The sequence below is a fragment of the Pontibacter sp. LHS2 genome (genome assembly GCF_058932845.1).
The window spans coordinates 1,223,087-1,235,695 of record NZ_JBZYWG010000001.1 but is presented as its reverse complement, the minus strand read 5'-3'; the positions used below and the strand labels follow the sequence as shown (position 1 = coordinate 1,235,695).

10 protein-coding genes are annotated in these 12,609 nt (G+C 44.1%); 6 read left to right on the top strand and 4 right to left on the bottom strand.

Annotated features, from left to right (window positions below; all coding sequences use genetic code 11):
- Positions 1-132 precede the first annotated feature (132 nt).
- The 3 genes from AC5FX6_RS05345 to AC5FX6_RS05335 all read right to left on the bottom strand — a co-directional run bounded on the left by AC5FX6_RS05345 (position 133) and on the right by AC5FX6_RS05335 (position 3,249).
- On the bottom strand, positions 133-456 hold the full coding sequence (locus tag AC5FX6_RS05345) for a hypothetical protein (RefSeq protein ID WP_493595986.1): 324 nt from the start codon (positions 454-456) through the stop codon (positions 133-135).
- 99 nt (positions 457-555) lie between these two features.
- Positions 556-2,781 (bottom strand): FUSC family protein, encoded by a 2,226-nt coding sequence (locus AC5FX6_RS05340; protein ID WP_493595985.1) that lies wholly within the window; start codon positions 2,779-2,781, stop codon positions 556-558.
- Between the two features lie 69 nt (positions 2,782-2,850).
- Complete coding sequence (locus AC5FX6_RS05335; RefSeq protein WP_493595984.1) at positions 2,851-3,249, bottom strand: NUDIX hydrolase; 399 nt, start codon at positions 3,247-3,249, stop codon at positions 2,851-2,853.
- Positions 3,250-3,767: 518 nt separating this feature from the next.
- Between AC5FX6_RS05335 and AC5FX6_RS05330 the strand changes: the two genes are divergently transcribed.
- Genes AC5FX6_RS05330 through AC5FX6_RS05320 form a run of 3 tightly spaced genes read left to right on the top strand, consistent with a single transcriptional unit; the run spans position 3,768 to position 8,345 of the window.
- Positions 3,768-5,024: a DNA cytosine methyltransferase gene (locus tag AC5FX6_RS05330; protein WP_493595983.1), complete on the top strand. Its 1,257-nt coding sequence runs from the start codon at positions 3,768-3,770 to the stop codon at positions 5,022-5,024.
- Positions 5,011-7,200, top strand: a complete 2,190-nt coding sequence (locus AC5FX6_RS05325) for an ATP-binding protein (protein WP_493595982.1) — start codon at positions 5,011-5,013, stop codon at positions 7,198-7,200. Before AC5FX6_RS05330 ends, AC5FX6_RS05325 begins: the two co-directional genes overlap by 14 nt.
- Positions 7,197-8,345, top strand: coding sequence for a response regulator (locus tag AC5FX6_RS05320; RefSeq protein WP_493595981.1), 1,149 nt, complete (start codon positions 7,197-7,199; stop codon positions 8,343-8,345). Before AC5FX6_RS05325 ends, AC5FX6_RS05320 begins: the two co-directional genes overlap by 4 nt.
- A 163-nt stretch (positions 8,346-8,508) precedes the next feature.
- On the opposite strand, the gene AC5FX6_RS05315 is transcribed toward AC5FX6_RS05320, so the two are convergent.
- Positions 8,509-9,474, bottom strand: coding sequence for an HNH endonuclease (locus tag AC5FX6_RS05315; protein WP_493595980.1), 966 nt, complete (start codon positions 9,472-9,474; stop codon positions 8,509-8,511).
- 252 nt (positions 9,475-9,726) lie between these two features.
- Here AC5FX6_RS05315 and AC5FX6_RS05310 point away from each other — a divergent pair, with 252 nt between their 5' ends.
- The 3 genes from AC5FX6_RS05310 (at position 9,727) to AC5FX6_RS05300 (ending at position 12,515) form a co-directional block, all read left to right on the top strand.
- Positions 9,727-10,440 (top strand): hypothetical protein, encoded by a 714-nt coding sequence (locus tag AC5FX6_RS05310; RefSeq protein WP_493595979.1) that lies wholly within the window; start codon positions 9,727-9,729, stop codon positions 10,438-10,440.
- Positions 10,441-10,512: 72 nt separating this feature from the next.
- Positions 10,513-11,055: an RNA polymerase sigma factor gene (locus AC5FX6_RS05305; RefSeq protein ID WP_493595978.1), complete on the top strand. Its 543-nt coding sequence runs from the start codon at positions 10,513-10,515 to the stop codon at positions 11,053-11,055.
- Positions 11,049-12,515, top strand: coding sequence for a hypothetical protein (locus AC5FX6_RS05300; RefSeq protein ID WP_493595977.1), 1,467 nt, complete (start codon positions 11,049-11,051; stop codon positions 12,513-12,515). Before AC5FX6_RS05305 ends, AC5FX6_RS05300 begins: the two co-directional genes overlap by 7 nt.
- Positions 12,516-12,609 lie beyond the last annotated feature (94 nt).

Here is a 12,609-nt window from a genome sequence, read left to right as displayed (position 1 = left end):
TTTTCTTTTCGAGTTTGGCCGCCTGCTTTTCCTTTGGAGTTTTGGCTGGCTTTTTCTTTACGTCCTTTTTTGCGTCTTGTGACTTTGCCATAGGTATAGGGATTAAGATTTGTCTAAATATACGGTATTTTTTTATTCGTAATGCACTTCCAGTTCATCTTCCGCCAGACCAAAGGCGATGCCCTGCATCAGGATACGGGCGTTGGGGTGGGAGAGGTCCTGCAGGTCCTGCTCTATTTCCCGGATGCTCATACCTTCTGTATCACCCCCGAAAATACGGATGCGTAACGACAAGCTACTTTCGTCTACCTCTTCATTCTCATCCTCGGCATCTGCCTGTAGTTGCAATTCCATTTCCTGCAAACGACCGATCAGGGTATCACGGTCTATTTCCTTGTCCAGGAACTGTCCGAACAATTGCCGGGCCATGGGAGAGTAGTGGGGTTGATGTGGCATAGTGGTATGTTGTGCTAAGCGTAATTAAACGCAAGATAGGGGAAATGTGTATGAAATACCGCGCCTATCTGCAGAGGTATAGCGGATCGTATACGCTTGTCAGGCCAGTTCCTCTACTGCTTTCTTCAGATTACCGGAGATGGTGTGCAGCCACTTCAGCTGATCCGAGATCAGGCGGGCCTCCTTCAGGTTCTTCAGAAAGCCGGGGGCGATGGGCTTGTAGGTGGCACCGGCCAGTTCGCGGGTACGGATGGCTACCAGCTCGTTATACCTGCCCTCCAGGTGGTCGTATGCCTCCACCAACTCCTGTTTCAGAACTTCTTCTGCCTGCGCCTCTTCCTGCAGGGTTTGGAGTGCCTGCACCAGGTTAGCGTCTATCGATTTGATGATCAGGTGCAGGTCCTCTGAAGCTGCTTCCGTCTGGTTGTCCCGGATAAAGGTGCCCAGCGCAGCCGCAGCAGCCAGAAAGGTATGGTTCAGGCCGACGATCTCGTAGATTTGCATCAGTTGCTGTTGTGCGGACTTCGGCTCCTGGCTCATCCGTTGGAACGCCGCGTTCAGGTTACCCATCTGCAGGAATGCTTCTTTTCTGGCAAGCTTGTAGGCCGTCGTATTCTGAGATTTTTGCTGGCTATACTTGTCTATCTCGGCCAGGTAGCTGCGGTTGGCGTTCAGGGCCTTCACTATGTTGTTTTTGATGCTCAGCGACTCCCACGCAGGCCACAAAAAGGAGATCGCCCCCAGGGCAATGGCTGCTCCGGTCAGGGTATCGATCACCCTGAACTGGATCGCGTCGAAGGCATCCGGCGTGATGAGGGCATAGATAAAGATGACGCCTGTGGTCACGAAAATAGAGGAGGTGCGGTAGTTTCGCTGGATAAAAGCAAATGAGAGGATCAGCGACACCAGGGCCAGCACGCCATACAGGTATACATTCTGCACCAGGAGTACCACGAGGCCTGCGATCACGGCACCCAGCAAGGTACCATAAAGTCTGTGCTTCGACCGCTCCTTGGTCAGGGTATAGCCGGGCCTCAGGATCACCACGATCGTGAGCAGGATCCAGTAAGCATTTTGTATCGGGAAGATGATGCCCAGTACGTAACCCAACAGCATGGCAATCGTCAGCCGGCCGGCATGCTTAAAGATGGGGGATTCCGGGGAGAGGTTATCCCGTAAGATCCGCAGATCATAGTCCTGCTGGGTGATGAACTGCCGGCTCTCCCTGCTTTGCAGACCAATGCTTTGCTGTTCCTCCAGGTTCAGGTATACCCGCTCGATAGAGGTGATCTTTTGCAGCAGTTTTTCTTCATAGTCCAGCAGGTTGTGGAGCAGGAGCGCACCCTCCCGGGCCTGGGGCAGTTTCAGTTCTTCCACATACTGCCGGATGCTGTCGTTGCACTTTTCCAGCAGGGGCTCCAGTTCATGCTCAGTTGACAAGGCACGTCCCTGCTGCATACTATCGGCCAGGTTGTCCAGCTTAGCCGACAACTCATAAACCAGTTTAATGAAAGGCAGCAATACCCGGACGGAGTGGCCAAACAGTGCTCGGGCACGTTCGTAATTGGCCGGGTTGGCCAGTGATAATTCCAGGATGTCGATCAGGTCGATAAAGATCAGGAGCTGCTTGCGGTGGTAGTTGGAAGTGCCCGAGCTTTGCCTTTCGTGCAGGAGCACCTCGCGCAAAGCCTCGTGCGTTTCGTTTAGTTTGACCTGCAGGTTGTAGAGTTCTTTCTGGAGCGTCTCCTGGTCCTGGGTCTCGGTGGCCAGTTTGGCGCGCAGCTGTATGTAGTGGGCTGTCTGCCGAAGACAGTCAATCAAAAGGTTTTCGGTTTGGCGCCTTTGCAGCAGCGAATGAAAAACAAGCGAAAGCAGCAGCGCCCAGAGACCACCGGCCCCCATCAGCAAGCCATGTATAAAAATATCAGCGCCTGTGTGCGCATGTATAAAGCTCAGCACGATGGCCATCAGTCCGGCAAAAGATACCAGCGAAGCCCGGAAGCCATACACGGAAATAAAGGAGATGGCGAACACCACGACAGCCAGTACAGGCAGCAGCAGGTATAGACTACCCGAGGCCAGGCCGATGGCGATACTGGCGAGCATGGCAATGGCTGCCGAAACGAGGATGCCGACGGTCTTATGCTGCCTGCTACCCGGCACATCGCTTCCCGAAGCCAGCACAACGCCCATGGTGACGCTCAAAAAGTAAGGCACCTGCCCAAGCCATAACCCCAGTGAAAGAGGCACAGCGGCACCAAAGGTGATCACCAGCGCCTTTACAAAATCGGTAGTCTTGAAAAATTGTCTCAGCTCCTGCAGCATACCGCAAATTTACGGGATTGCGGGTGGGAAGTGGTATCTGGTGTGTTAAGTTTTAGAAACTGGTGTAGGTTACCGGATAAGCTTCCGTTCTTTTAGCCAATCGAAGATGATCTGGTCAACGGGCGACACGGCCTCTCTGTCCTGATAGGTCAGCCACACCACTTCTTCTATTTCACTGGCTGCAGTGATAGTGCCCGTGTATGCGCCGGTATAGCAGGTCATCTGTACCTGTACCCCATCGGGATGGCTGTCGGCCTGCGCCTGAAATATACCCAGGAATTGTGTGCTAGCTTCGATTAGTGTGACGCTAAGCTCCTCGCTTATTTCCCGCGCCAAAGCTTCAAAATCACTTTCTCCCAGTTCCCGTTTCCCACCTGGAAAATAGTATTTGGTCCTGCCCTTGCTGCGGGTGCTCAGTATTTTACCGTCCTGGATTTCGATCCAGGCGAGTTTGTCGATGATTTGCATGGGAGTCAAAGATAGGGAGGGGTATTACAAATCTCTATACCCGCCTCTGAAGATTCGGTTTTGGCGTCAATTGGTATAATATAAAGGTAATATTTTCTAGACTATTCGCTCGTGCTTCTGCTGCAACTTGACATGCAGATGGTCATATTTCATGCAGCCACTGTAAAATATACTCATAACTGTCTATTTAATATTAAAAATTTAAGATGTTTTTTAGTAATTAAAAAAAATTAAATCATTTAGAATTAGGGAATGAATCTTAGCCATTCGTAATGGATGGTTCTGGCACGACCTTAAAGGTTGCTGAAACTACGGTATTTCAAAAAAGTGGCGAAAGGCGTCAGGGTAAAGTTGCCGGCGATACAGATAGAGGTATAAAAGCCACAGAATCACTTAAAGTTTTGGATTTGAGATTTTTAACGATATAATGGCTTGAATTGGGAAAAAAATATTAAAAAATACAGTTAAATATGTTTCTGAATATATTAAGTTAGGCGTAAAATAGGTAACTAGCGCCAATGAATTACATTGACCTTTTTGCAGGAGCCGGCGGCTTGTCAGAGGGTTTTATTCGTAACGAATTTAACCCTATAGCCCATGTGGAGATGGATGCTGATGCCTGCTTTACTCTAAAGACTAGGCTTGCTTATTATCACCTTCGGAAACAGAACAACCTTGAAATTTACTATTCTTATCTTCGGAGGGAAATTACGCGTGACGAATTATATGCGCATATACCTGAAGAAGAGATTAACTCAGTAATTAACCAAGCAATTGGCGAAGACACTATTGAAGGGATATTTGATCAGATAGATGCACGCATCGCGCAACTTCCGGAGGAAGATCAGGAAGTGGATGTCATCATTGGTGGTCCTCCATGCCAAGCATACTCAGTTATAGGCCGTTCCAGAAGTAAAGATAAAATGAAAGGCGATCCCCGGAATTATCTTTATAAGTACTATGCACAATTTTTACGCAGGTACCAGCCCCGAATGTTCGTTTTCGAAAATGTGAAAGGGCTATTAACTGCTGGTAAAGGTGTGATGTTGGAGAATATCAGCAGGATAATTGACAAGTCAGGATATGACTTTGAAATACGTGAGCAGAATGCTTCTAGCTTTGGTGTTCTGCAAAACCGGAAACGCTTAATAATCATTGGTTGGAGACGTGAAGGACAACAGCCATTGCAATACCCTAAACTTTGGCAAACGGTGCAATTTCACCAAGTTTCAGAACTATTGCAGGACCTTCCAGCCTTGGCGCCAGGTGAAAATTATACTGGACCATATATAAACCCTGTTACGCCATACTTGCAGCGAAGCCACATACGAAACGGTTGTCCAGTACTCACACAACATATTGCTAGGCCACATAGAGAAGAAGATCTACAAATTTATCAACTGGCTATTGAGCTTTGGAATAATAAGCAACAACGTTTGAAGTATGTTGATATACCGGATAATTTGTCATTTCACAGAAATAAAAATTCATTCGCTGATCGCTTCAAGGTTGTAGCACAGGATGTAACTGCTTCACAAACTGTAGTAGCACATATAGCGAAGGATGGTCACTATTACATTCATCCGGATGTGAACCAATTGAGATCTTTAACTATAAGGGAAGCTGCCAGATTGCAGTCTTTCCCTGATGATTATTTCTTCGAGGGCTCCCGAACGTCAGCTTTCAAACAGATAGGCAATGCTGTACCTCCTCTAATGGCTGATGCTATAGCTGTCGGAATTCACAACTTACTGGAACAAAATGGAATCAACTGAACAAAGAATTCAGGGTGGTGAGTACTATATACGACCTGCTGGAAGGCACATCTTAACTATTGGGCGTGATCTTATTAAGGATGCTTATGCAGCTGTAATTGAATTGGTCAAAAATGCTTATGATGCTGATTCTACCAACATAACTATAACATTTAAGCTAAATGACTACTTAGATGAAAAAAATGAAAAGAAGCACGGTATAAGAATCATTGTAGAAGATGATGGCCATGGAATGAACTTCTTTACAGTTACAGAAAAGTGGATGGTTCCTTCTACCGATGATAAAGTTGGTAGGACAAGTCCTGGAGGAAGAAAAGTACAAGGTAAGAAAGGGATTGGCAGATATGCAGTATCACTTCTGGGTAATGAGCTTTTACTTGATACAATAACACCTGATGGTGGAAAAACAACTATTTATATAGACTGGAATAAGTTTTTAGAATATGACTATTTATCTGATGTTCCAGTTCTAATTGAAAATTTCCAAACAACTCGACGATCAGGAACATATTTGGAGATTACAGGCAAAAAAGAGTATTTAGAAAATTGGGGTGAAAACCAAATCGATCTTTTAATCTCTGAACTCAAGAGATTAAAATCTCCAACTGAACAATATGCTGATGAAGACAAATTTTCCATTGTAATAAAATTTGAAAACTTCACTAAAGGTAAATATCAAAATTATACGGAAGAAATAGAACCCTTTCCACTAGTAGACTTATTTGACTATCGTATTTCAGGTATTATCTCACAAAAAGGAGATGCATCCCTTCTTTTCGAGAATAAATCAGTCATAGGAATAGCTTCTGAATCAATTAATTTAACAATCAACATTAAGGACGAAAATGATTATCCTGGGCCAATTTCTGTTGATTTCAGAGTTTTTGATCGAGATCCAGAAGCAATACAAAGTTTGATAAACAGAGGTTTGAAAGACCCGGTAAGTGGCGAACCATTAGGAAGAAGGGAAGCTAGGATACTACTTAATTCTTATAGCGGTATAGGGATATACAGAAATGGGTTTAGGATAAGACCACATGGAGATCCTGGATATGATTGGTTACTTCTTGATAAGTTAAGAGTTCAGAACCCATCATTGAGGGTTGGTAGCGATCAGGTTATCGGATTTATTAATATAGAATCAGAAGATATTTCTCATCTAGAAGAAAAGAGTGCGCGTGATGGTTTACGTGAAAGTAACTATTACTTTGGCTTAGTTGAGATAAATCAAAAAATATTAAACCTGCTGGAGAGTAGACGATTTGACTTTAGGTACAAAACTGGTAAAGGGAGAAAACAAAATAGTGTTGAAAAAGCTCTAGACGTGTTTTCTGATATGACTTTATTCAAGACTGAGTTGTTCCAAGAGTTAGAAAAATCAGGTTTGAAAGATGAAAGCAAGTCTAGAATTGATAGCATTATTACAAAAAAGGAGGAGGAGAATCAAAAAGCTGCTACTGTTCTGAGAGAGACTATAGCGATATATCAAGGTCAGGCTACATTGGGAAAAATAGTAGATGTTGTTTTACATGAAGGAAGAAAACCTGTTGGATATTTTAAGAATCTTAGTTACTACATGAGTTCTTGGTCAAACAAACTTGCAAAAGATTATGATCAAAAGATTATAGACAAAGTAATTGACGAGTTAAAGGAGATTGATGTAAACGCGAAAATTCTGACAAATCTATTTGCCAAAATTGATCCGTTGGCAGCTAGAAGAAGAGATGTCAAAACTAAGTTTAACCTCTATAAGCTTTTAAATAATGTCGCTAGAGTTTTTGAAGAGCAATTGTCGAAACATAATATAAGCTTTTTGACAAGTTGTGATTCAACATTGGATCTATTGGCATGGGAAAGTGATTTCTATATAACATTCACAAACTTAGTTGAAAACAGTATTCATTGGCTAAGTCAATCATCAAGTCAAAATAGGGAGATAAGAATTGATGTAACAATACTAAATAATGGGGTATTGGTTGACTTCAAAGACAATGGGCCTGGGATTGAGGAAAAATACGTGGAGAGCGGAGCCATATTTGTTCCTGGTTTTACAACAAAATCGAATGGGTCTGGGCTTGGTTTAGCTATAGCTGGTGAGGCTATGACTAGAAATAACTATTCATTAGAAGCAATATTTAGTAAATCAGGAGCACATATACAAATCAAGCCTAAATGAAAACTATTGAACTACTAATTGTAGAAGATCAAGTAGACAATCTTAGAAACCATTACAAAACAATAGAGGTCTTTGAAGAAGAAAAGGAAGTAAAAATTAATGTACACCATGCGAAGGATTTAGAAGAGGCTAATAGACTTTTAGAATCTAACCAGCATTTTGATGCGGCTATAGTTGATTTAATTCTAGAAAAAGGTGCTGCATCGGAAGAAAGTGGGAATGAAGTGATTCAACAAATAATAGGTAAGCGCAGATTTCCTGTATTCGTGTATTCTGGTAACACTCATTTACTAGCTTCTAAGTTCTCTAAAAGTGTTTTCTTAGAAGTACACTCAAGGGATGATGTACACTTCAATAAATTGCTGGAGCAAATTCTTCGTATAAACAGTACTGGGATAACGAAAATATTAGGAGGAAAGGGGCTAATTGAGGCTCATCTTAGTCAGATATTCTGGAAGCACCTTATCCATAGTATGGATTATTGGTTGAAAAACTCAACATCCAATGAGGATATTGAGAAAGTCTTGTTAAGATATACTGTGTTTCACTTAATCGAAACTCTTTATAGAACTGATGCAGGTGGTTTTGAAAAACATGATGCATCAGAAGTTTATATATTCCCATCAATTGATGAAAATATATTTACAGGGGACATTATCGATGAAGATGGAGAACTTTATATTGTCCTGACTCCATCTTGCGATATGGTTATTCGTGAAAACAAAAAAGTGCCTGGCAAATTCGAAACAAACGCTACTAAATTCATTGCATCGAAATTAGTAGACTGGAATAAGATAGATGATAGATTCCCAGCACTGACAAGTGAAAGTAGATCTAATAAATTATCACCGCTTATTGCAAAAGTCAGAAACACTTCAAATCAATATCATTTTTTACCACCATATTTACATCTGAAGGCAAAATTTATTGACTTCCAAGATATTCACTCATTCCCAGTTAATAAGGAAGAAAGTAAATATAATATAGTAGCTAGTGTGTCATCTTCTTTTATGAAGGATATAACAGCAAGGTTTTCATACTATTACTCACGTCAAGGACAGCCAGATCTTGATATAGATAGTATAGTAGCAGAAATGCTTATGGAGCAGAATCCAATAGATAATTCTGAAGGACAAAATAAATAATAACTTAAAGTCTAAAATAAGAGTGTGGGATTTGTAGAGTTTAAAATTTATAAAGAAAATTACACCCATTTAGTGCGAGTTTTTAGCTCGTGCTTTTTACTTACTTAAGTAGTAAAGTCCTTTTTAGTACCTACAGCTTCCAAAACTAAATTTGACTCTTTCATTATCTCTTAAACACATGTTCCCGATGCCAGGCTAGATTAGATGTGTTTGGATAATGCTTTGCTCCAAAAGGCAGGGATAGCGGCTTACCATTAAGGTGTAGAAGTGCATAAGCATTTGTCAGGTCTTCTGCTATTGCGTCTGATACCAGCACTTTGAGCTTTTCATCTACGGAGATCAGGCCACGATCAAAAGCCCGGTGAAGGTTGGGACAGAGAGCTAATCCATTGTTGATTTTGTCGTCCTTGCTTAAACTGAATGGCACGATGTGGCAAGCATCGATCATAGAAAATCCGTGGTTGGAAACCAGCCGCATACCAGAAATGCAACAGGTGTGGTTGTATACCTGCGGTACAAGTTTTTTAAACATTCCACCCCGTATAAATTGCTCTTCCTCGTCTGTTTCGTTCAAAGCCAAGGTATAGCTTGTCGGACTTTCGTTGAGTAGGTAGCTCTGCAGGTTCTGGATGTAGCCTCCTTGTTTAGTTTTAACATATTCAGCCTTCGTGTCCGGGAAATAATGGTCGAGCAGCGCAATTTTTAAAATATTCCGTGAATCTGAGTCTTGTAGAAGTTGATAGAGCTCATCAGAAAAATAACCGAAGTCAACCACTTCACTCAATGTATGAATGCTCCTGATATGGACCTGTAGTAGGGGACCTAGCTTTGTTTTTACATGCCAGAAACCTTCTGCAGCTAAATGGTAAAAAGGTAATGAAAAGTCAGAGGTATGGGCCGTTCTTACAAGCAGAGCAAATGTCTCTTTAAACTGCGCTACTAGTTCTGGTGATATGTAGACCTTGTTATCAGTCAGTCCAGCTTTTTCAAATAGCTCGATGAGCGTGAGCAATAGAACTGGCTTATGTGGTGCTTTACCATACTTGGTTACGCCCTGCCTTAATTTGACAAATCTCTTCAGATATGCAGGAAGGGCAGAAGGTATAACGGCAGGACTTTTCTTTTTCATTCCGACAATATAGTAATTTCCTTATCTATCTGAATTCTTAAAGCCTTCCATTTTCGCATACCTATAGTAATCAGACAATCATAAAGCTTGCTTATGAAGTATTGGTAACTTCAAACTATTTTGTTAGCATCCTCATCCCACACCAACAACCAAAAACTTAATTTCATACTTTTATTTTCATAGTCGGGCAACGCTTCTGAAACGCCTCCTGTCTTACCCACAGAAGCTAATAATGACACGATGAAATACGATATGAATCTCCGCAAAACCTTTACGCTGGCGCTGGTTGCTGGCCTGTTGTCGCTTTGGGGTTGTGAGCAGGTGTACGAGGACGTGGCGCCCATTTACTTTACCAATTTCAAGCTCAACGACGATTTGCTGTATGTCTATAACACCAAAGACAGCAGGGTGTATAGCGCTGTGAATGATACCGTAGCCGTTTATGATAAAATAACCTACAACCAGCCCGTACACGGCGAGCTTTATCCTAACTACGCCAACGACAATCCGGATATCATGGGCTATAAGCCCAAGCCAGGGTATGTTGGACTGGACAGTGCTACTTATGAAGTTTGCAGTGGAGGCGTCTGTAAAACCGCTACCATACGGTTTGTCGTCGAGGCCCCGCAGTTCAGCGACCCCAATGACTGCGAGACAATACTGGTGGAAGATATACTGGAGACCACAAGAAACACCCCGAAAGAAATCCGGATTTTCCTGAACGATGTTATTTGCTATTACCCCAACGAAAGCTGGACCGTCAAGTTTTGGGGACCAAATAGCGGCACCATGCAGGTGATGAATTATTGGGAAGGCGTGAAAAACGAGGTCCTTATCTACCGCCCGAAAAAGAATTTTGTAGGAGAAGATACCTATACCTATCGGGTGTACCCGCGAGGCGACGTGGGCGTTCATGCTAATGATTACCAGGAGGTGAATGTGAAGATAACAGTAAAAGCCAGATAGAGCCGCTTGGGTTCTAAGAGGATAATGCGCTGGATAATAAGTAGTGTACCATTGTATTGAAGCAATTTTTACGTGCTGTCAGAAGAGGAAATCATAGCTGGGTGCAAGCAGGGCAAGGCATCGTCGCAGGAGAAGCTGTATCAGCTATACTCCCGACGGATGATGGCCGTATGCTTGCGCTATACCAGTTCCCGGTTTGAGGCAGAAGATATCTTTCATGAGGCGTTCGTGAAGGTATTCAAGCACATGGATTCATATAGTGGCGGCTCTTTTGAAGGGTGGGTGAGGCGCATCTTCGTGAACACGGCGATCAACCATTATCACAAAAACCGCAAGTACCTGGAGCAGCTGGACTATAGCTCCATCGAAGAGAGCACACCCTCTTCTGAAGACATCATCAGCCAGATTTCGGGGCAGGAATTACTGGCGCTCATCAACCAGTTGCCGGAAGGGTATAGGTTGGTGTTTAATCTCCACGTGATTGAGGGCTTCAACCATCTCGAAATAGCCGAGGCGCTCAACATTGCAGAGGGCACGTCGAAGTCGCAGCTGGCAAAGGCGAAAAGCTCGCTTAAAAAGATCCTTTTGAAACAGAAAATCTCAGAGGCATGCTAACAGAAAAAGAACTTGAAGAGATAAGGCGCAAAATGCTGGAGCTCGAAGAGGAGCCTCCTGTAGGAAGCTGGAAGAGTATACAAGCCGAAGTAAAGCCAAAGCAGGACTTGTCGTGGCTGAAGTGGCTGTTGCCGCTGCTGCTGTTGCTGCTGTTGCTGCTGGTAGGTATAGGTACGCATCAGCTAAGACAAACGGAGCAGTTGGACAGCCAAGTTGAGCAAAGTGCCCATGCCACCACGCAAACGAATGACGCTGCCATGCAACCTGTGCCTGATAGCCAACTTGGGGAGCAGCAGGAACAAAATAAAGCAGAAGCAAAGCCGCCAGTAAAGCAGCCTGGTCAGCAAAACAGCACACGCCTGACTGCCAGCGTTTCTGTAGCGAAAGCCACCCCGTCTGCACTGTCAGGTATAGCGCATCGTCCTGAGGCAGAGGCTATACCTGTCCTATCTTCCAAAACACCGCATATTACCACTTGGGCTGATAGTGTAGAAAGAAATCACCGTTACCTGGCCAACAAGCGCTTGGCTCCTGTAGCGCTTCAGCTTCGGGTAGCAGAAAAGCGAAAAAGGGTGGAGCAGGAGGCTGCCGCAGGTATAGCCAAGGTGTCGGCGGGAGAAGCGGCTACTTCTAAAGAAGAAGGATTAGGGGTATATGCTGAAGAGGAAAAAACTGAAAAAGTAGCTATACCTGAAAAAGCCCTGGATGAGCAACCAAAACCAGCGAAGCCTGCTCCACAGGAGGTGCGCCCGGCCAGCAGAAATGAATGGACGGCGGGTGTGTACTTTGCCCCCCGCTATGCTTTCCGGAAATTTATACCCAATGCCACGGATGATGTGCTTATTACAAAGGTGAGCAGTGCCAATCAGCTGGACCCGGAGCGGATGGGCTTTGAGTTTGGCGCAAATTATAGCCGGGTGTTAATGCCAAGGCTTTTTGGCGAAGCAGGTATGAGCTGGATGCAGCTGAAGGAAAACGTTGCCTATACCTTGACTACAGGTGAGCTGGAAACTATAGAAGTGCGAGAATCAGGTACTGGGCAGATTGTAGTGGAGTCGCGGCTCAAAACAGAAGAGCGCCAGCTTATCAGCTCCTATGCTTATGCCGGGCTTCGGTTGGGCACGACGTATTACTTTATGGAGCGAGGAAAAAGCAGGCTGAACATAACAGTGGGTGCTGGCGCCAATTTGCTGGTGAAAGGCAGAACCCAACGCTACAGCGACGGTGTTTGGACCGAGACAGTAGAGTTTCCGTCTGTAGAGAACATCCTGGAGCAGTCGAACTACAACCTGCAGCTCGGGGTTGGCTACAATGCGACAATGTTGGAGAGCTATGAGGTAACACTGATGCCAGCCATCAACTACTTCCTGGGCTCCACTTTTAAAGAGCGGGAGCCGCTGGGGCTCAAGCCGTATTCGCTGGGGCTGACTCTTCAGTTAAAGAGGCGCTTTAACCGGTAATCTATCTGACAGGACTGGTTAGTAGCCAGAGCCTATACCTGCCCATATGTAGCAGCTGCTATGCTGCTTGCAAGGTATAGGAAGTGTTCTAGAT

Bases quoted from the DNA above. Each gene is read 5' to 3' on its own strand.
- AC5FX6_RS05335 (WP_493595984.1), bottom strand. From the start codon at position 3,249: ATGCAAATCATCGACAAACTCGCCTGGATCGAAATCCAGGACGGTAAA.
- AC5FX6_RS05345 (WP_493595986.1), bottom strand. From the start codon at position 456: ATGCCACATCAACCCCACTACTCTCCCATGGCCCGGCAATTGTTCGGA.
- AC5FX6_RS05315 (WP_493595980.1), bottom strand. From the start codon at position 9,474: ATGAAAAAGAAAAGTCCTGCCGTTATACCTTCTGCCCTTCCTGCATAT.
- AC5FX6_RS05310 (WP_493595979.1), top strand. From the start codon at position 9,727: ATGAATCTCCGCAAAACCTTTACGCTGGCGCTGGTTGCTGGCCTGTTG.
- AC5FX6_RS05330 (WP_493595983.1), top strand. From the start codon at position 3,768: ATGAATTACATTGACCTTTTTGCAGGAGCCGGCGGCTTGTCAGAGGGT.
- AC5FX6_RS05300 (WP_493595977.1), top strand. From the start codon at position 11,049: ATGCTAACAGAAAAAGAACTTGAAGAGATAAGGCGCAAAATGCTGGAG.
- AC5FX6_RS05325 (WP_493595982.1), top strand. From the start codon at position 5,011: ATGGAATCAACTGAACAAAGAATTCAGGGTGGTGAGTACTATATACGA.
- AC5FX6_RS05340 (WP_493595985.1), bottom strand. From the start codon at position 2,781: ATGCTGCAGGAGCTGAGACAATTTTTCAAGACTACCGATTTTGTAAAG.
- AC5FX6_RS05320 (WP_493595981.1), top strand. From the start codon at position 7,197: ATGAAAACTATTGAACTACTAATTGTAGAAGATCAAGTAGACAATCTT.